We start from the raw sequence: 18,404 nt of genomic DNA on the forward strand, positions 1-18,404 counted from the left end.
CGCACGGGAACTGAACAGACAACGAGAATATCACGCGTTTAGCCAAATTTTAACAAAGCGGTCACAGCATCCCATGGTTGCAACGCTGGCCCGTGCCGGCGTCGCGGTCGCAAAAACCTGCCGGGTCGCGAGGACCCGGCAGCAAGGGACACGGCGCGCCGGTCAGGGAGGCGCTCCCGGACGGCGGTATTGCGGGCCGGCGCGGACGCCGGCCGATGACGCAGACCTCAGTCGGCCTGGCGGCGCAGAAACGCCGGGATGTCCAGGTAGTCGCTCGGCAGATCGGCCGCGGCCGGCGCCGGTGCGGACGCCGCCGCGCTCATGCCGTCGCCGCTCGGACGACGCAGGCCCAGGCCCATCGCACCGCCGACCGCCTTGGACACGGCGTCGCCGCCATGCTCGAAGTCGCCGAACTCCGGCTGGCCGGTGGTGGCGTTGCGCACCAGCTTGATCGGCGCGCGCTGTTCCGGGCGCTGCGACTGGCGCGACACCGCACGGTTCAGGCCGGTGGCGACCACGGTCACGCGCACTTCGTCCTGCATGTCCGGATCCAGCACGGTGCCGACCACCACGGTGGCGTCCTCGGAGGAGAAGCCTTCGATGGTGCGGCCGATCTCGTCGAACTCGGCCATGGTGAAGTCCGGGCCGGCTGTGATGTTGACCAGGATGCCGTTGGCGCCGGCCAGGTTGACGTCGTCCAGCAGCGGGTTCTGGATCGCCGCTTCGGCGGCGGCCTGCGCGCGGTCGTCGCCGCGGGCCGAGCCGGTGCCCATCATCGCCAGGCCCATTTCCGACATCACGGTGCGCACGTCGGCGAAGTCGACGTTGATCAGGCCCGGACGCACGATCAGGTCGGCGATGCCCTGCACCGCGCCCTGCAGCACGTCGTTGGCGGCGCGGAACGCCTGGATCATGGTGGCGTTGCGGCCGAGCACGGTGATCAGCTTTTCATTCGGAATGGTGATCAGCGAGTCGCAGTGCTGGCTCAGTTCCTCGATGCCCTTCAGCGCCACCTGCATGCGGCGGCGGCCTTCGAACGGGAACGGCTTGGTGACCACGGCCACGGTCAGGATGCCCATCTCCTTGGCCAGCTGCGCCACCACCGGCGCGGCGCCGGTGCCGGTGCCGCCGCCCATGCCGGCGGTGATGAAAACCATGTCCGCGCCCTGCAGCGCGTCCATGATGCGCTCGCGGTCTTCCAGCGCGGCCTGGCGGCCGACTTCCGGGTTCGCGCCCGCGCCCAGGCCCTTGGTGACGTTGGTGCCGAGCTGCAGCTGCAGCTTGGCGCCGCAGTTCTTGATCGCCTGCGAGTCGGTGTTGGCGGTGATGAATTCCACGCCGTCCACGCTGCTGCTGACCATGTGCGCGACCGCGTTGCCGCCGCCGCCGCCCACGCCAACGACCTTGATCACTGCATTGGGTGCCATCTTTTCAATCAGTTCGAAATGCGCCATGTCCGTTTCCTCTTTGAGCCGGGATTCGGGATTCGGGATTGGGGATTCGGAAGTGCTCCGATCCTGCATCCCGCCTCTCCGTCCGGCGAGTGTTGTTGTTTGGATGCCGGGATTGGGGATTCGGGATTGGGGATCCGCAAAAGCGGCCCTCCAGTCCCATGCCCTGCTCCGCGGCGGAATCACTGCAAAAAAACCCTATCGCCTGCCTGCCTACCGCTCTCTACTCTCTCTCTGCCTACCGCTGTTGCTCCCACCAATCCCGAATCTCGAATTCCCAATCCCGGCTCCATCAGAACTCGCCGCGATACCAGTTCTTCAATTTCTTGAACAAGCTGCCGGCGCGGCCGGTCGGCAGCGACGGGCGGCGCGGGTGTTCGATCTGGCTGCCCATCAGCAGCAGGCCCACGCCGGTGGCGTGGACCGGGTTGCCGACGACTTCGCCCAGGCCGGTGACGTGCTGGGGAATGCCCACGCGCACCGGCATCTGCACCATTTCCTCGGCCAGTTCGACCACGCCTTCCATCTTCGAGGCGCCGCCGGTGAGCACCATGCCGGCGCGCACCAGTTCCTCGAAGCCGGAGCGGCGCAGTTCGGCCTGCACCATCTCGAAGATTTCCTCGTAGCGGCCCTGCACCGCCTGCGCCAGCGAATGGCGCGGCATGCGCCGCGGCGGGCGGTCGCCGACGCTGGGCACCTGGATGCTTTCTTCCGCGGTGGCCAGCTGCGCCAGCGCGCAGGCGTAGCGCACCTTGATCTGCTCGGCTTCCGGGGTCGGCGTGCGCAGCATGTGCGCGATGTCGTTGGTGACATGGTCGCCGGCGATCGGCAGCGAGGCGGTGTGGCAGATCGCGCCCTGCACGAACACCGCCAGATCGGTGGTGCCGGCGCCCATGTCCACCAGCACCACGCCCAGCTCGCGCTCGTCGGCGGTCAGCACCGCCACCGAGGACGCCAGCGAGGACAGGATCAGGTCGTCCACCTGCAGGCCGCAGCGCTGCACGCACTTGCTGATGTTGGCCGCGGCCGACTGCGCGCACACCACCAGGTGCGCGTGCACCTCCAGGCGCACACCGGTCATGCCGACCGGGTTGCGGATGCCTTCCTGCGAATCGTCCAGCACATACTCGCGCGGGATCGCGTGGAGGATGCGCTGGTCGGCCGGGATCGCCACCGCCTTGGCCGCTTCCAGCACGCGATCCAGATCGTTCCAGGTCACCTCGCCGTCGCGGATCGGGACGATGCCCGGCGAGTTCTTGCACTGCACGTGGTTGCCGGAGATCGACGCGTACACAGAGCGGATCTCGCAGCCGGCCATCAGCTCGGCTTCCTCGATCGCGCGCTGGATCGACTGCACGGTGGATTCGATGTCCACGACCACGCCGCGCTTGAGGCCGCGCGACTCGTGCGAACCGATGCCGATCACCTCGATCGGATTGCCGGGCGAGTATTCGCCGACCAGCGCGACGACCTTGGAGGTGCCGATGTCCAGTCCAACGATGAGGGATTTGTCGCCTTTGCGGTTCATGTCTTGGAGCCGGGAATAGAGAATCGGGAATGGGGAAGGGAGAAGAGCGGGCTCTCGCGACGGGACGGAGGGTCGGCCAGTGCCGCATGGCGTGTGGGCTGGGCCGGCGCCGCGGGCTTCTTCTCCTTGCCCGGCTCCTTGCTCGGCTCTTTGCTCTCGGGCACCCATGCCACCGTGAATCCGTTGGTGTAGCGCAGGTCGGCGCGCGCCAGCGGCGGCTGGCCCGGCTGCAGCAGTTGCGGCAGCACGCGGGCGAAGCGCTCCAGGCGGGCGCGTGCGTCGTCGCGGCCGACCACCACCTGCACGCCATTGCCCAGCGCCAGCGACCAGCTGCCGCGCGCGTCCAGGGCCACGCCCTGCACCGGCAAACCGACCGGCGCGAACAGCGCGCGCGAGGCGTTGTACAGCGCGACCACGTCGGCGGCCTTGGCGTCGGGGCCGGCCAGGTGCGGCAGGGCCACGTCGCGCAGTTCGTTGGGCAGGGCGAAGATGCGGCCCTGCTCGGACAGCATGCGGTCTTCGCCCCAGCGCGCGAACGGACGGTGCTCGACGACGCGCACTTCCAGCACGTCCGGCCAGCGCTTGCGCACGCGCGCACTCTCCACCCACGGCAGGCGCTCGATCGCGTCCTGCGCATCCTGCAGGCGCACCGCGAAGAAGCCGCGGCGCGCATACGGCAGCACCACCTGGCGCAACTGCTCGGCGGACACGCGCTTGAAGTCGCCGCTGACCTGCAGCCGGCTCAGCGGCCAACGCTCGGCGCCGACCCAGCCATTGAGCACGGCCACGATCGGCAGCGCGACCAGGGCCAGCGCCAGCAGCCAGGCGAGGATGCGCAAGGAGGCGTTCATGGGCGCGCTCCGCGCGCGGGATTGGAGATCGGGAATTGGGGATTGGCGCAACGCGCGCAGCAGGACGCCACGGCAGCGCGAAGCGCACGCCGTGCGAATCCCCAATCCCGAATCCCCAATCCCGGCTTCACAGCGTCTGCTCCAGGATGCGCCAGCACAGGCCGGCGAAATCCACGCCCAGTTGCGCTGCGGCCTTGGGCACCAGCGAGTGGCTGGTCATGCCCGGGGCGGTGTTGACTTCGATCAGTTGCAGGCCGCGCACGCGGTCGCGCATCACGTCCACGCGGCCCCAGCCGCTGCAGCCGGCGGCGGCGAACGCCTGTAGGGCAAGCTGGCGGATCTGGGCCTCGTCCTCACCCTCCATGCCCGGGCACAGGTACTGGGTGTCCTCGGCGATGTACTTGGCGTGGTAGTCGTACCAGTCGCCAGCCGGGACGATGCGGATCGACGGCAGCGCGATGTCGCCGAGGATGCCGACGGTGTATTCCTCGCCCTGCACCATCTGCTCCATCAGCAGTTCGCCGTGGTAGTCGGCGGCGAAGGCGCGCACCGGCGCCAGGTCTGCCTCGGCCAGCACGCGAAACACGCCGACGCTGGAGCCTTCGCAGGCCGGCTTGACGAACAGCGGGTAGCCCAGCGCGGCAGCCGCCGCGGCCAGGTCGGCCTTGGCGTCGATGCGGGCGAAGCCCGGGGTCGGCAGGCCGGCGGCGATCCACACCTGCTTGGTGCGGATCTTGTCCAGGGTCAGCGCGCTGCCGAGCACGTCCGGGCCGGTGAACGGCACCTGCAGCGCGCGCAGCAGGCCCTGCAGCACGCCGTTCTCGCCGTCGCCGCCATGCAGGATGTTGAACACGCGATCCACCGCGCCGGCACGGATGCGCTCCAGCAACGCCGGGATGCCGTCCACCGGCTGCGCGTCGACGCCGCGGCTGCGCAGCGCCTCGAGCACATTGGCGCCGGAGTTCAGCGACACTTCGCGCTCGCTGGACGTGCCGCCGAGCAACACGGCGACGCGGCCGAACGCGGCCGGGTCGGTGACGCGCGGCGGCGGCAGCGGCTGCGCGCTCATGCGTCCGCTCCCACGGCGAAGCCGTGCTGGGCGATGTGCTGGGCGACGTAGCCGATGTCGCCCGCCCCCATCATCAGCAGCAGGTCACCGTCCTGCAGCACGTCCGGCAGCACGCTGCCGAGTTCGCCGACCTGGCCGACCACGACCGGCTCGCTGCGGCCGCGCGCACGGATCGCGCGCGCCAGCGAACGCGCGTCGGCCCCCGGGATCGGCGCCTCGCCGGCCGGGTAGACCTCGCTGAGCACCAGCGCGTCCACCTCCGACAGCACCGCGGCGAAGGCGTCGAACTGGTCGCGGGTGCGGCTGTAGCGATGCGGCTGGAATGCGACCACCAGGCGCTTGTCCGGCCAGCCGCCACGGGCGGCGGCGAACACCGCGGCCAGCTCGCGCGGATGGTGGCCGTAGTCATCGACCACGCGCACGCGCGCGCCGCCGGCGGTGGTCACTTCGCCCAGGTCGTTGAAGCGACGGCCGATGCCGGCGAAGCCCTGCAGCGCACTGGCGATCGCCTCCGGCGCCACGCCCAGCTGCCAGCCGATGGCGGCGGCGGCCAGGGCGTTGAGCACGTTGTGGCGGCCCGGCAGCGCCAGGGTCACCGGGATGCTGCTGCCTTCCGGCAGACGCAGGGTGAAGCGCATGCGCGGACCGTCCTGGACCACGTCCTCGGCACGCACGTCGGCGTTCTCGCTGAGGCCGTAGCTCATCACGTGGCGCGGCGTCTTCGCCGCCAGCGCGGCCACTTCCGGATCGTCGATGCACAGCACGGCCAGCCCGTAGAACGGCAGGCGCTGCAGGAACTCGGCGAACGCGGCCTGGACCCGGGCGAAGTCGTTGCCGTAGTTCTCCAGGTGATCGGCATCGATGTTGGTGATGACCGAGATCAGCGGGTTCAGGCGCAGGAAGCTGCCGTCGCTCTCGTCGGCCTCGGCCACCAGCCACTGGCCGCCGCCGAGCTTGGCGTTGGCGCCGGCGGCGAGCAACTGGCCGCCGATCACGAAGGTCGGGTCCAGCCCGCCTTCGCTGAGCACCGCCGCGGCCAGGCTGGTGGTGGTGGTCTTGCCGTGGGTGCCGGCCACCGCAATACCGCGACGGAAGCGCATCAGCTCGGCCAGCATCGCCGCACGCGGCATGATCGGAATGCGCTGGCTGCGCGCTTCCATCAGTTCCGGGTTGTCCTCGCGGATCGCGCTGGACACCACCACGCAGTCGGTGCCGAGCACGTTGGCGGCTGAATGTCCGCGCATCACCCGTGCGCCGAGCTTGACCAGGCGCCGGGTCGCCGCGTTGTCGGCGTTGTCCGAGCCGGAAACCTCATAACCCAGGGTCAGCATGACCTCGGCAATGCCGCTCATGCCGGTACCGCCGATGCCGACGAAGTGCACGCGCGGGAACGCGCGGACCAGGTCGCCGGTGTCGTGGAGGCGGCGGATCACAGGGCACCTCCGGTGGAGGTGCCGGGATTCGGCATTCGGGATTGGGGATTCGTGTCGCTGGCGGCCGATTGCCGCAGCGCTGCACGTTGTACGGGTGTCTGCATGGTGTCCTGCTTGTGCTCCTGCTTTTTACCAATCCCCAATCCCGAATCCCGACTCCCGGCTTCTTCCATCACGATGTCCGCGATGCGCTCGGCGGCGTCGGGCTTGGCCAGTTGGCGTGCGGCCTCGGCCATCGCCAGGCGCTGTGCGGGCTGTGCCAGCAGGTCGCGCAGCACGCGCTGCAGGTGCTCGGCCAGGGCGTCGTCCTGCTTCAGCAGCACGGCGGCACCGCGCTCGACCAGGTATTCGGCGTTGCGGGTCTGGTGGTCATCGACGGCGGCGGCGAACGGCACCAGCACGCTGCCGATGCCGACCGCGCACAGTTCGGCCAGGGTCGAGGCACCGGCGCGACACACCACCAGGTCGGCCCAGGCGTAGGCGGCGGCCATGTCGCCAATGAAGGCTTCGACGCTGGCGGCGACGCCGGCGTCGGCGTAGGCACGCGCGGCTTCCTCGCGCAGCGCTTCGCCGCACTGGTGGCGCACGTCGACCGCCACGCCGAGCGCGGCCAGCGCCTGCGGCAGCGCCTGGTTGAGCACGCGTGCGCCCTGGCTGCCGCCCAGCACCAGCAGCCGCGGCGCGCCGTGGCGCGCGGCCAGGCGCTGCGCCGGCGGCGCCAGTGCGGCGATCTCGGCGCGCACCGGGTTGCCTACCGCTTCCTCACGCGTGGCGAAGCTGCCGGGGAAGCCAGTCAGCACGCGCCGCGCGACGCGCGCCAGCACCTTGTTGGTCAGGCCCGGCGCGCGGTTCTGTTCGTGCACCAGCAGCGGCAGCTTGAGCAGCCGCGCGGCCAGGCCGCCTGGGCCGGCAGCGAAGCCGCCGAAGCTGATCACCGCGCGCGGCGCGCGCCGGCGCAGCACGAAGCCGGCGGCGCGCACCGCGCGCAGCACCCGCACCGGCGCGCCGAACAGGGCCAGCGCGCCCTTGCCGCGCAGCCCACCGATCTCGATCGTGTCCAGCTCGATGCCGTGTTCCGGCACCAGCCGCGTTTCCATGCGCCCGGCCGCGCCCAGCCACACCACCGGCACGCCGCGCGCGCGCAGCACCTTGGCCACGGCCAGCGCGGGGAAGATGTGTCCGCCGGTGCCGCCGGCAAGAATCATCACCGGTCGACCGCCCTGCACCGTGCTCATCCCAGCCTCCCGAAGGTGGGTTCGACGCGCGGCTGCATGCGGCTGGTGCCGCGCCCCGGCGCGCCCTGGATCGCGGCGGCGACTGCGCTGGCGCTGGCTTCGCGGGCGGCGTGCAGGTCCTCGGCGTTGTCCACGGTCTGCTTGACCGGCATCGCCGCGTCGCTGCGCACCAGCGCCACCTGGCGCTCGGCGCGATTGAGTTCGTAGGACACGCGCAGCAGCAGGCCCATCGCCGCGCAGGTCATCAGCACGCTGGAACCGCCGGCGGAGATCAGCGGCAGGGTCAGGCCCTTGGTCGGCAGGATGCCCAGGTTCACGCCGACCGAGACGAAGCTCTGCAGGCTGATCCACAGGCCGATGCCGAAGGCGATGTAGCCGGAGAAGTGGCGCTTCATCTCCACGCAGCGCATGCCCAGCCAGAACGCGCGGCCGACCAGCAGCGCGTACAGCGAGATGATCAGGCACACGCCGACGAAGCCCAGTTCCTCGGCGATGACCGAGAAGATGAAGTCGGTGTGCGCTTCCGGCAGGTAGTTGAGCTTCTGCACCGAGCCGCCCAGGCCGACCCCGAACAGTTCGCCGCGGCCCACCGCCATCAGCGCGTTGGACAGCTGGTAGCCGGAGCCGAGCTGGTCGGCCCACGGATCCAGGAACGAGGTGATGCGGCGCAGGCGGTACGGCTCGAGGATCGCGATGAAGGCGAACACCGGCAGGCCGATCACGATCGGCATCGACATGCGCGGCAGGTTCACCCCGCCCAGCACCAGCATGCCGGCGGTGATCGCCAGCAGCAGCGTGGAGGAACCGAAGTCCGGCTGCAGCAGCAGCAGGCCGACCAGTGCCACCGCCACGCCCAGCGGCTTGAGCATCGCCGGCCAGGTCGCGTTGACCTCGTCGCGGAAGCGCACCAGATAGCTGGACAGCCACACGATGTACAGCACCTTCACCGCTTCCACGGTCTGGAAGCGCGAGATGCCCAGGTTGATCCAGCGCCGCGCGCCGTTGACGGTGCTGCCGAGACCGGGCACGAACACCACCAGCAGCAGGCCGAAGCAGGCCAGCAGCAGCAACTGGTTGTACTGCTCGATGTTCTTCAGCTCCGTGCGCATCGCCCAGATCGCCAGGCCGACACCGCCGGCCAGGAACAGCAGGTGGCGGCTGAGGTAGTAGAACGGGCTGGTGGTCAGCTCGATCGAGCTGGAGCCGACCATCACCACGCCCAGCGACGCCAGCGCCACCGCGGCGCCGAGCAGCCACGGGTCGTAGCGGCCACCGATGGCCTCCAGGCGGGTCGCTTGGCGAGCAGCGTCGTTCATCAGCGCACCTTCAACGTGGCCAGGCCGACCAGCACCAGCACCACCGAAATGATCCAGAAGCGCACGATCACCCGCGGCTCCGGCCAGCCCTTCAGCTCGAAGTGGTGGTGGATCGGCGCCATGCGGAACACGCGCTTGCCGGTGAGCTTGAACGAGGCGACCTGGATCATCACCGACAGGGTCTCGATGACGAACACGCCGCCCATGATCACCAGCACCAGTTCCTGGCGCACGATCACCGCGATGGTGCCCAGCACCGCGCCCAGCGCCAGCGCGCCGATGTCGCCCATGAACACCATCGCCGGGTAGGTGTTGAACCACAGGAAGCCCAGGCCCGCGCCGGCGATCGCCGCGCAGATGATGATCAGTTCGCCGGCGCCGGGGATGGTCGGGATCTTCAGGTAGGCGGAGAACACCGCGTTGCCCGAGGCATAGGCGAACACGCCCAGCGCGCAGGCCACCAGCACGGTCGGCATGATCGCCAGGCCGTCCAGGCCGTCGGTCAGGTTGACCGCATTGGAGAAGCCGACGATCCAGAAGTAGGCGATGGCGACGAAGCTGATCCCGGCCAGCGGCAGCGCGATCGACTTGAACATCGGGATGTAGAAGGTGATCGCCGCCGGCACGTCGGCGGTGTAGTACAGGAACAGGCCGGCGGCCAGGCCGAAGATCGACTGCAGCAGGTACTTCCAGCGCGACTTCAGCCCGTTGGGGTCGCGGCGCACGATCTTGATCCAGTCGTCGTACCAGCCGATCACGCCGAACGCCAGCATCACCGCCAGCACCAGCCACACGTAGCGGTTGCGCAGGTCGCCCCACAGCAGCACCGACAGCAGCACGGTGAGCAGGATCAGCGAGCCGCCCATGGTCGGGGTGCCGGCCTTGGAGAAGTGGGTCTGCGGGCCGTCCTGGCGGATCGGCTGGCCGCCCTTGAACTGCGCCAGCTTGCGGATCACCGCCGGGCCCAGCCACAGCGACAGGAACAGCGAGGTCAGCGCCGCGAGGATGCCGCGGAAGGTCAGATAGCCGAACAGCCCGAACATGCTTTCGAGCTGCTGCAGCCAGCGGGCGAGTTCAAGCAGCATGCGGCGCCTCCTGTGCCTGGTTCAGCAGCGCACGCACCACGGTGTCCATGGCGCTGCCGCGCGAGCCCTTGACGAGGAGCGTGGCCGGGACCCGGGACCCGGGACCCGGGTCCCGCGAAGGCGCGCCAACGGACGGCGCGCCGGTGTTCTCATGCATGTGCTTCACTTCCTGCTCTTGATCCTGCTGTTTCCGGGCCCCGGGTCCCGGGTCCCGGGTCCCGGCTACTGCGGCCAGATCGCGCTGCAGCGCCTCGATCAGCGCCGCGTGGCTGTCGAAGACGCGGCCGTTCTCGCCGAAGGCCTGCGCGGCGTGGGCGCTGAGCGGGCCCAGCGCGTACAGCCGGGTCAGCCCGGCATCGCGTGCGCGGCGGCCGCCGCTGGCGTGCAGCGCTTCGGCGCCGGCGCCGAGTTCGCGCATGTCGCCCAGTACCAGCCAGCGCTCGCCGCCAGCTGCGGCCAGCGCATCGATCGCCGCGGCCAGCGAGCCGGGGTTGGCGTTGTAGCTGTCGTCGATCAGCACCGCGCCGTTGGGCAGCGTGTGGGTGATCTGCCGACCGGGGACCGGCTGCACCTGCGCCAGGCCGCCGGCGATGCGCGCCGGCGCCACGCCCAGCGCCAGCGCCAGCGCGGCGGCGGCCAGGGCGTTCTGGAGGTTGTGCCGGCCCGGCAGCGGCAGCGTCGCCTCGACATCGCCGCGCGGCGTGGTCAGCACGAACTGGGTGCGGTCGGCGGCCATGCGCACCTGCGCGGCACCGATCTCGGCGCCCGGCTGCAGGCCGAAGCGCAGCACCTGCGGCCGCGCCTCGCCCGTCGGCAGGCGCTGCTCGAACCACAGGCCGAAGGCGTCGTCGGCGTTGATCACCGCAGTGCCGTCGGCCGGCAGCGCGGTGTAGATGGCGCCCTTGGTCTGCGCCACGCCGAGCAGGCTGCCCATGCGCTCCAGGTGCGCGGCGGCGATGTTGTTGACCAGCGACACCTGCGGCGGCGCGATGTCGGTGAGATAGGCGATGTCGCCCGGCTTGCCGGCGCCCATTTCGTAGATGGCGTAGTCGGCGTCGTCCGGCGCCTCGATCACCGCCAGCGGCAGGCCGATCTCGTTGTTGCGGTTGCCGGGATTGGCGTAGACGCTGCCGCCGTCGATGCGGCAGGCGTGCTGCAGGATCGCCAGCAGCAGTGCCTTGACGCTGGTCTTGCCGTTGCTGCCGGTGATCGCGGCCACGCGGGTGGCGCGGCCGCGCTGCATGCCGGCGGCGATGCGCGCCAGTGCCAACTCGGTGTCGGCGGCAACGATCTGCGGCAGTTCGATCTGCGGCTGCACGCGCTCCACCAGCAGCGCGCTGGCGCCGCGCGCGGCGGCATCGGCAACGAAGGCGTGGCCGTCGAAACGCTCGCCACGCAGCGCCACGTACAGGCTGCCGGCCGCCAGGCTGCGGGTGTCGTGGCTGATCGCGTCGATCGCCACGTCGTCGCCGTGCAGCTCGGCGCCGGCCCAGTGCGCGATCATCGACAACGGCAGGCGCTTCATCGGGCCGCCTCCGCCGCATGCGCGCGCAGGGCCTGCGCGGCGACCTCGGTGTCGTCGAACGGATGGCGCACGCCGGCGATCTCCTGGTAGGGCTCGTGGCCCTTGCCTGCGATCAGCACGATGTCGTCGGCGCCGGCGGCGACCGCCATGGCGATCGCCTGCGCGCGGTCGCGCTGCACCTGCACCGTCTGCATGCCGCCGAAGCCGGCCAGGATGTCGGCGACGATGGCATCGCCGTCCTCGCCACGCGGGTTGTCGTCGGTGACCACCACGCGCTCGGCCAGACGCTGCGCGATCGCCGCCATCTGTGGACGCTTGCCGGTGTCGCGCTCGCCGCCGCAGCCGAACACGCAGGTGATGCGGCCCTGCGCGTGCGCGCGCAGGCTCTGCAGCGCCTGCTCCAGCGCGTCGGGGGTGTGCGCATAGTCGACCACCACCAGCGGCTGCGCGCCGTCGCCGCCAAGGCGGTTCATGCGCCCGCGGATCGGCTGCAGCTGCGCCAGGGCGGCGGCGATGCGCACCGGCGCCACGTCCAGCGCATGCAGCGCGCCAGCCACGGCCAGCAGGTTGTCGACGTTGAAACGGCCCAGCAACGGCGACTGCAGCGGATGCCGCTCCTCGCCGATCACCAGGGTGAAGCCGATGCCGCGCGCGTCCAGGCGCAGCGCCTCGGCGCGTACCTCGGCGCCGTCCTGGCCGCGCGAACTGACCGCGATGCGACGCAGCGCCGGATCCAGCGTGGCCAGCAACTCGCGGCCGAACGCATCGTCCAGGTTGATCACCGCCGACTTCAGCCCCGGCGTGGCGAACAGACGCGCCTTGGCCGCGCCGTAGCCGGCCATGTCGCCGTGGTAGTCGAGATGGTCGCGGGTGAGATTGGTGAACACCGCCACGTCGAAATGCACCGCGTCCACGCGGCCCTGATCGAGCGCGTGCGAGCTGACCTCCATCGCCACCGCCTGCGCGCCGGCGTCGCGCAACTGCGCCAGCAGCGCGTGCAGCGGCAGCACCAGCGGCGTGGTGAAGCCGGTCGGCTGCACCTGCCCGTACAGGCCGGCGCCGAGCGTGCCGATGCTGCCGCTGCGCGTGCCCAGCAGGTGCCAGGCCTGCGCCAGCAACTGCACGGTGGAGGTCTTGCCGTTGGTGCCGGTGACCCCGACCATGGTCATGGTCTGCGACGGATGGCCGTGGAACTGGTCGGCCATCGCGCCCATGCGCGCGCGCAGGCCCGGCACCGCGATCGCGTCGGCCGGCGCCGGCAGCTCGGCCGGGGCCGGCGGGTCGTACAGCACGGCGACGGCGCCGTTGGCGCGCGCCTGCTCGACGAAGCCCAGGCCGTGCGCGCCGAACCCGGCGATCGCCACGAAGGCATCGCCCGGGCGTACCGCGCGGCTGTCCATGACCAGCCCGGACACCTGCACATCGTGCGGCAGCGCCACGCCCGGCAACAGTTGCGACAGCGACATGGCGCGGGTCACTGGCGGGTCTCCTGCAGCGGTGCCGGCAACGCGGCCGGCGCCGGCGGCGCCACGGCGCGCGCGCTGGGCAGCGCAGCATCGACCTCGGCGGCGGCGTCGGGCACGGTGGCCGGATCCGGCTCCAACGGTGCCGGCGGCGGCGCATGGCCGCTTTTGCCGGCGGCCTGTGCGGCCAGCCACGACTGGATATCGTCCGGCGGCACGTCCATCAGGCGCAGCGCGCCTTCCATCACGTTGTGGAACACCGGCGCCGACACCAGGCCGCCGTAGTACTTGGCGCCCTGCGGGTCGTTGATGACGATGACCGTGGCAAAACGCGGGTTGCTCGCCGGCACCAGGCCCGCGAACAGCGCGTTGTAGTGGCCGCGCTCGTAGCCGCCGGGGCCGGCCTTGCGCGCGGTGCCGGTCTTGCCGGCCACGTGGTAGCCCAGGATCGCCGCGCCCTTGGCGCCGCCCTGGGTGACCACGGTCTCCATCATCGCCACCACTTCCTTGGCGATCGCCGGGTCCAGCACCTGCTTGCTGTCCTCGTGCTGGCCCTTGACGAAGGTCGGAGTGACCAGGCGGCCGCCGTTGCCCAGCGCGCAATAGGCACGGGCGATCTGCAGCGGCGTCACCGACAGGCCGTAGCCGTAGGACATGGTTGTCTTGGACGAACCGCTCCAGCGCGCCGGCGACGGGAACACGCCGGCCGATTCGCCGGGGAAGCCGCTGTGCGGGGAGCTGCCGTAGCCGTAGCTGTGGACCTGGTCGTAGAAGGTCTGGTCCGGCAGCTTGGCCGCGATCTTCGCCGCGCCGATGTTGGAACTGCGGGTGATCACCCCGGTCACGGTCAGCACGCCGTTGTTGCGCGGCACGTCCTTGATGGTGAAGCGGCCCACGGACATGTAGCCGGGGTTGGTGTCGATCAGCGTGTCCTTGGTCACCACCCCGGCCTTGAGCGCGGTGGAGATGGTCAGCGGCTTCATCGTCGAGCCCGGCTCGACCAGGTCGGTGACCGCGCGGTTGCGGCGCACGTCCGGGTTGACCCCGTTGACCGCATTGGGGTTGTAGGTCGGTAGGTTGACCATGGCCAGGATCTCGCCGGTGGCCACGTCCATGATCACGATCGAGCCGCCGGCGGCCTTGTTCTCGACCAGCGCGTTGCGCAGTTCCTTGTAGGCCAGGAACTGGATGCGGCGGTCGATGCTCAGGGTCAGGTCCTTGCCCGGCTGCGCCGGCTTGACCAGGTCGATGCTCTCGACGATCGCACCCTTGCGGTCGCGGATCACCCGCTTGGCGCCCGGCTTGCCGCGCAGCCAGGAATCGAACGCCAGCTCCAGCCCTTCCTGACCGCGGTCGTCGATATTGGTGAAGCCCAGCACGTGCGCCATCGCTTCGCCCTGCGGGTAGAAGCGGCGGAATTCGCGCTGCGAGAACACGCCGGGAATGCCCAGCGCGACCACCGCATGCGCCTTGTCCGGATTGATCCGGCGCTTGAGGTACATGAACTCCTTGTCCGCCTTCTGCGACAGCTTGGCGGTCAGTTCGTCGACCGGCAGCTCCAGCGCCTGCGCCAGCTGCGGGATGCGGTCCGGGCTGCGCAGCAGTTCCTGCGGGTTGACCCAGATCGATTCCACCGGCGTGGACACCGCCAGCGGCTCGCCGTTGCGGTCGGTGATCATGCCGCGGGAGGTGGCAATCGGCAGTTCGCGCAGGTAGCGCGCTTCGCCCTGGCGCTGGTAGAAGTCGCTGTTGATCAGCTGCACGTAGGCCGCGCGACCGATCAGCGTCACCGAACATAGGCCCAGCGCCGCGCCGACCAGCGCCAGGCGGCCGCGCAGGTTGAAGTTGCTGCGGGGGCGGTTGCGGCCGCTCTTGTTCACGGGCGCACCACCACGATGTCGCCGGTCTCGGGGAACTTCATCCCCAGCCGCTCGCGCGCGACCTGGTCGACGCGATTGCTCTCGGCCCAGGTCGCCTGCTCCAGCTGCAGCCGGCCGAACTCGATGTTCAGTTCGTCACGGTTGTGCTCCAGCCGCGACAGCTCCACGAACAACTGGCGATGGCGATGGCGCATGTACACCACCCCGATCGCCGAGGCGATGGTGCAGGCGAGCAGCACGAGCAGCAGCAGCCGGCTCATGGGGCGCTCCTGTGGAGCGCGCTCGGGACCCGGGGCTCGGGACCCGGGACCCGAGAAAGGCCAAAGCCCGACGGCTCATCGCTTTCGTTTTTGCTCTTGCTCTTTCCGGGTCCCGGGTCCCGAGTCCCGGGTCCCGGCTCTCCCAGCTTCTCAGCCACTCGCAGCACCGCGCTGCGCGCGCGCGGGTTCGCCGCCAGTTCGTCGGCGTCGGCCTTGATCGCGCCGCCATGCAGGCGCAGGGTCGGCACGAAGGCCGTGGCCTCGGGCAGGCGGCGGTTGCTCGGCGGGGCCTTGGCGTGGCGCTGCATGAACTGCTTGACGATGCGGTCTTCCAGCGAGTGGAAGCTGATCACCGCCAGGCGGCCGCCGGGCTTGAGCCGGGCCAGCGCCGCGTCCAGGCCGGTTTCCAGATCGGCCAGCTCGCGGTTGATGTGGATGCGGATGGCCTGGAAGCTGCGCGTGGCCGGGTGGGTCTTGCTGTCGCCGCGCGGCATCACGCTGGCGATCAGGTCGGCCAGTTCGGCGGTGCGGGTCAGCGGCTGCTTCTCGCGGCGGGCGACGATGGCGCGGGCGATGCGCCGGCTCTGCCGCTCTTCGCCGTAGGTCCACAGCACGTCGGCGATCTCGCGCTCGTCGGCGCGCGCCAGCCACTGCGCCGCGCTCTCGCCGGCGTCCGGGTCCATGCGCATGTCCAGCGGGCCGTCCTTGCCGAAGGAGAAGCCGCGCGCGGCCACGTCCAGCTGCGGCGAGGACACGCCCAGGTCGAACAGCACCCCGTCCAGGGCGACCGCGGCGTCCCAGTGGCCCAGTTCGGCGAAGCTGCCGCGATAGATGGACACGCGCGCGTCGGCGCCGAACGCATGTTCGGCTTCGGCGATCGCCTCGGGGTCCTTGTCCATCACCAGCAGCCGGCCTCCTGGGCCGAGTTTGTGCAGCACCCCGCGCGCGTGTCCGCCACGCCCGAACGTGCCATCCAGATAGATTCCGTTTTCGATCACCTGCAGCCCGTCCAGGACCTGCGCGAACAACACCGGCACATGCGCCGCCGATGGTTGCGACACCGGGAGGTGACCGGCCTGCGCCTGTCCGCGCATCCGGACACCCCGACTCACAACTTCAGATCGAGCAATCCATCGCCCAGATCCTCGTCAGACAACGTCTGCTGGATCAGTGCGCGATGAGCCTGCTCGCTCCACAGTTCGAACTTGTCGCCCATGCCCAACAGCACGGCGCGCTTTTCAATGCCCACCGCGGCGCGATGGCTCGGCGGAATGGTGATGCGGGCGTTGGCATCCAGCTCCAGCGCGGCCGACGAACCCACCAGCTTCTGCTGCAGGACCCGCACCACGCGCTGGGTGTTGGGCTTGGCCATGACGTCGTCACGGACCCGCTCCCACTCCTTCTCCGCATACAGCCACAGGCAGCCGGCCTCGAACGGGTTGTAGGTCAGCACCAGCCGATTGCCGCTCACGCGCGCGACGAGGTCGCGGTACGCGGTGGGAACCGCCATACGCCCCTTGTCGTCCACAGTGATTGCGGTCTCGCCCTGAAACACGACGCCTGCACCTTTCCGAATCCGCCTGGGCGGTCATTGAACCACGAAAAACCACAAAAAACCCGGTTTCCCCTCAAGTGCCCACCTTAGCAGCGCGCAACGGGTTGTCAACAACTTTGCGAGCGGTAAATCGCTAGCGGGATCAATGGTTTGCAACGATCTTTAGAGACTTGTTCAAGGCTTATCCACAAGTTACTGTTTCGTCTCAAATTTTGAGATTGAACGGAAATTCAGGCCCGTGTACGGGACGTTAAGGCCGCCGTCACCGGCCATCGACATGCCCCCTGCACTCGCGCCGCGTTGCGCAAGCGCGCACACTGCGGCGCATGTGTCTGGTCGTTCTCGCGCACGCTGCGCACCCGCGATGGCGCTTGCTGCTGGTCGGCAACCGCGACGAATTCCACGCCCGTCCGACCGCGCCGCTGCAGCGCTGGCCGGCCCCGGCGCAGCGCCTGCTGGCCGGACGCGACCTGCGCTCCGGCGGTACCTGGGTGGGACTGGACGACGCCGGCCGCTGCGCCGTGGTCACCAACGTGCGCGACCCGCTGGCGGCGATGTCCGGCGCCTCGCGCGGCGCCCTGATCGCCGACTACCTGACCGGCGCGGAGCCGGCCGCGGCCTTTGCCGACGCGCTGGCGGCGCGCGCCGACGCCTATCCGCCGTTCAACCTGCTGCTGGCCGATGCCGCCGGCGCCGCCTACGTGGGCAACCACCCGCCCGGCCGCAGCGCCCTGGCGCCCGGCGTCCACGGCATGTCCAACGGCGCGCTCGACGCGCCCTGGCCGAAGACCCTGCGCCTGCGCGCGGCCGTGACCGCCTGGATCGCCGCCGGCGACGACGACCTGGCCCCGCTGTGGCGGGCGCTGGCCGACGAGACCCTGGCCGACCCGGCCGACCTCCCCGACACCGGGGTCGGCCCGGACCTGGAGCGGCGGCTGTCGCCGGCCTTCATCCGCGGCCACGACTACGGCACCCGCGCCAGCACCATCGTCGCGGTCGACGCCGCCGGCCATGGCTGGATCCACGAGCGCCGGTTCGGCCCGGACGGGGTGTTTCTGGGCGAGACGCGCCTGGAGAACCGGAACCTGGGGACGGATACCGGGAAGCAGTGACGCCTGCGCTCAGGCATCGACCCCGGCGGCGGTGGCGGAACAGCGCTGGCCCGTCGGGTGACTGCAGCCGGGACTGAAGTCCCTCCCACAAGGGAAACACGGCGACGGCGGAGGGAAGCAACATGGAGACGGCGACCAGCGGGGATCCATGACGCCGCCGGGGTCAGCACCTGACAGGCGCGCAGCACAAGCGAGCGCCAGAGCGCGTCTGTAAAAGAAGAAGGTGGCGGAGCCGGCCGATAAGCCGGGTTCTGTCGTGGACAGTCATTCTTCTAGGCGCACCGTCACCGGTACGCTCAAGCAACCTACCCGGACCCGACGCGGGCCGCGCCATGAGGTCCCTATTTGGTCTTGCTCCAGGTGGGGTTTGCCGTGCCGGTCCGTTACCGGACTCGCGGTGCGCTCTTACCGCACCATTTCACCCTTACCGGCCTGCTTGCGCAGACGTAGGCGGTATCTTTCTGTTGCACTAGTCCGTCGGCTCGCGCCGCCCAGGCGTTACCTGGCACCTTGCCCTATGGAGCCCGGACTTTCCTCGGCATCCCGCCGCACCGAAATGCGATTGGATGACGCGACTGTCTGGCCGGCTCCGCCGTGCCTATTGTCGCACGTGCAGTCGGCAACATGTTCCTGATCGCCAG

General features: G+C 70.2%; 15 protein-coding genes and 1 other RNA gene. 1 reads left to right on the forward strand and 15 read right to left on the reverse strand.

Going from position 1 to position 18,404, the window contains the following annotated elements; translation table 11 throughout:
* Positions 1-227: 227 nt before the first annotated feature.
* The 14 genes from ftsZ to mraZ all read right to left on the reverse strand — a co-directional run bounded on the left by ftsZ (position 228) and on the right by mraZ (position 16,651).
* Entirely contained in the window at positions 228-1,454 is a 1,227-nt protein-coding gene (gene ftsZ, locus FHR56_RS00770) for a cell division protein FtsZ (protein ID WP_010340120.1), read from the reverse strand.
* 289 nt (positions 1,455-1,743) lie between these two features.
* Positions 1,744-2,979, reverse strand: a complete 1,236-nt coding sequence (gene ftsA, locus FHR56_RS00775; protein ID WP_010340121.1) for a cell division protein FtsA — start codon at positions 2,977-2,979, stop codon at positions 1,744-1,746.
* A complete protein-coding gene (locus tag FHR56_RS00780) occupies positions 2,976-3,830 on the reverse strand; it encodes a cell division protein FtsQ/DivIB (protein ID WP_160948099.1) in 855 nt (284 codons plus the stop codon). Before FHR56_RS00780 ends, ftsA begins: the two co-directional genes overlap by 4 nt.
* A 127-nt stretch (positions 3,831-3,957) precedes the next feature.
* Positions 3,958-4,899, reverse strand: a complete 942-nt coding sequence (locus FHR56_RS00785; protein ID WP_160948100.1) for a D-alanine--D-alanine ligase — start codon at positions 4,897-4,899, stop codon at positions 3,958-3,960.
* Entirely contained in the window at positions 4,896-6,332 is a 1,437-nt protein-coding gene (gene murC, locus FHR56_RS00790) for a UDP-N-acetylmuramate--L-alanine ligase (protein WP_160948101.1), read from the reverse strand. Before murC ends, FHR56_RS00785 begins: the two co-directional genes overlap by 4 nt.
* Entirely contained in the window at positions 6,329-7,567 is a 1,239-nt protein-coding gene (gene murG, locus FHR56_RS00795; RefSeq protein WP_237473353.1) for an undecaprenyldiphospho-muramoylpentapeptide beta-N-acetylglucosaminyltransferase, read from the reverse strand. Before murG ends, murC begins: the two co-directional genes overlap by 4 nt.
* On the reverse strand, positions 7,564-8,883 hold the full coding sequence (gene ftsW / locus FHR56_RS00800) for a putative lipid II flippase FtsW (protein ID WP_160948102.1): 1,320 nt from the start codon (positions 8,881-8,883) through the stop codon (positions 7,564-7,566). Before ftsW ends, murG begins: the two co-directional genes overlap by 4 nt.
* Entirely contained in the window at positions 8,883-9,968 is a 1,086-nt protein-coding gene (mraY, locus tag FHR56_RS00805; protein ID WP_010344435.1) for a phospho-N-acetylmuramoyl-pentapeptide-transferase, read from the reverse strand. The genes ftsW and mraY overlap by 1 nt, the downstream gene beginning before the upstream one ends.
* The gene (gene murF / locus FHR56_RS00810) at positions 9,958-11,493 is read right to left on the reverse strand and encodes a UDP-N-acetylmuramoyl-tripeptide--D-alanyl-D-alanine ligase (protein ID WP_160948103.1); all 1,536 of its coding nucleotides are present in this window, start codon (positions 11,491-11,493) and stop codon (positions 9,958-9,960) included. The genes mraY and murF overlap by 11 nt, the downstream gene beginning before the upstream one ends.
* Positions 11,490-12,971, reverse strand: a complete 1,482-nt coding sequence (locus FHR56_RS00815) for a UDP-N-acetylmuramoyl-L-alanyl-D-glutamate--2,6-diaminopimelate ligase (protein ID WP_160948104.1) — start codon at positions 12,969-12,971, stop codon at positions 11,490-11,492. The genes murF and FHR56_RS00815 overlap by 4 nt, the downstream gene beginning before the upstream one ends.
* Complete coding sequence (locus FHR56_RS00820; protein ID WP_160948105.1) at positions 12,968-14,836, reverse strand: penicillin-binding transpeptidase domain-containing protein; 1,869 nt, start codon at positions 14,834-14,836, stop codon at positions 12,968-12,970. The genes FHR56_RS00815 and FHR56_RS00820 overlap by 4 nt, the downstream gene beginning before the upstream one ends.
* Entirely contained in the window at positions 14,833-15,096 is a 264-nt protein-coding gene (gene ftsL / locus FHR56_RS00825) for a cell division protein FtsL (protein WP_010344441.1), read from the reverse strand. The genes FHR56_RS00820 and ftsL overlap by 4 nt, the downstream gene beginning before the upstream one ends.
* Positions 15,093-16,190, reverse strand: a complete 1,098-nt coding sequence (gene rsmH / locus FHR56_RS00830) for a 16S rRNA (cytosine(1402)-N(4))-methyltransferase RsmH (RefSeq protein ID WP_160948120.1) — start codon at positions 16,188-16,190, stop codon at positions 15,093-15,095. The genes ftsL and rsmH overlap by 4 nt, the downstream gene beginning before the upstream one ends.
* 14 nt (positions 16,191-16,204) lie before the next feature.
* Positions 16,205-16,651: a division/cell wall cluster transcriptional repressor MraZ gene (gene mraZ / locus FHR56_RS00835; RefSeq protein WP_026144304.1), complete on the reverse strand. Its 447-nt coding sequence runs from the start codon at positions 16,649-16,651 to the stop codon at positions 16,205-16,207.
* 326 nt (positions 16,652-16,977) lie between these two features.
* Here mraZ and FHR56_RS00840 point away from each other — a divergent pair, with 326 nt between their 5' ends.
* Entirely contained in the window at positions 16,978-17,763 is a 786-nt protein-coding gene (locus FHR56_RS00840) for an NRDE family protein (protein ID WP_160948106.1), read from the forward strand.
* Between the two features lie 224 nt (positions 17,764-17,987).
* Here the strand turns inward: FHR56_RS00840 and rnpB are convergent.
* An RNA gene (rnpB, locus tag FHR56_RS00845) (RNase P RNA component class A) lies at positions 17,988-18,354 on the reverse strand.
* Positions 18,355-18,404 lie beyond the last annotated feature (50 nt).

Origin of the sequence: Xanthomonas sp. F10, from assembly GCF_014206815.1 — a bacterium.
GTDB classification, from domain to species: Bacteria; Pseudomonadota; Gammaproteobacteria; order Xanthomonadales; family Xanthomonadaceae; genus Xanthomonas_A; species Xanthomonas_A indica.

Excerpts from the sequence above, each read along its gene's own strand:
- ftsZ (WP_010340120.1), bottom strand. The coding sequence starts at position 1,454 with ATGGCGCATTTCGAACTGATTGAAAAGATGGCACCCAATGCAGTGATC.
- ftsA (WP_010340121.1), bottom strand. The coding sequence starts at position 2,979 with ATGAACCGCAAAGGCGACAAATCCCTCATCGTTGGACTGGACATCGGC.
- FHR56_RS00780 (WP_160948099.1), bottom strand. The coding sequence starts at position 3,830 with ATGAACGCCTCCTTGCGCATCCTCGCCTGGCTGCTGGCGCTGGCCCTG.
- FHR56_RS00785 (WP_160948100.1), bottom strand. The coding sequence starts at position 4,899 with ATGAGCGCGCAGCCGCTGCCGCCGCCGCGCGTCACCGACCCGGCCGCG.
- murG (WP_237473353.1), bottom strand. The coding sequence starts at position 7,567 with ATGAGCACGGTGCAGGGCGGTCGACCGGTGATGATTCTTGCCGGCGGC.
- ftsW (WP_160948102.1), bottom strand. The coding sequence starts at position 8,883 with ATGAACGACGCTGCTCGCCAAGCGACCCGCCTGGAGGCCATCGGTGGC.
- mraY (WP_010344435.1), bottom strand. The coding sequence starts at position 9,968 with ATGCTGCTTGAACTCGCCCGCTGGCTGCAGCAGCTCGAAAGCATGTTC.
- murF (WP_160948103.1), bottom strand. The coding sequence starts at position 11,493 with ATGAAGCGCCTGCCGTTGTCGATGATCGCGCACTGGGCCGGCGCCGAG.
- ftsL (WP_010344441.1), bottom strand. The coding sequence starts at position 15,096 with ATGAGCCGGCTGCTGCTGCTCGTGCTGCTCGCCTGCACCATCGCCTCG.
- rsmH (WP_160948120.1), bottom strand. The coding sequence starts at position 16,190 with ATGCGCGGACAGGCGCAGGCCGGTCACCTCCCGGTGTCGCAACCATCG.
- FHR56_RS00840 (WP_160948106.1), top strand. The coding sequence starts at position 16,978 with ATGTGTCTGGTCGTTCTCGCGCACGCTGCGCACCCGCGATGGCGCTTG.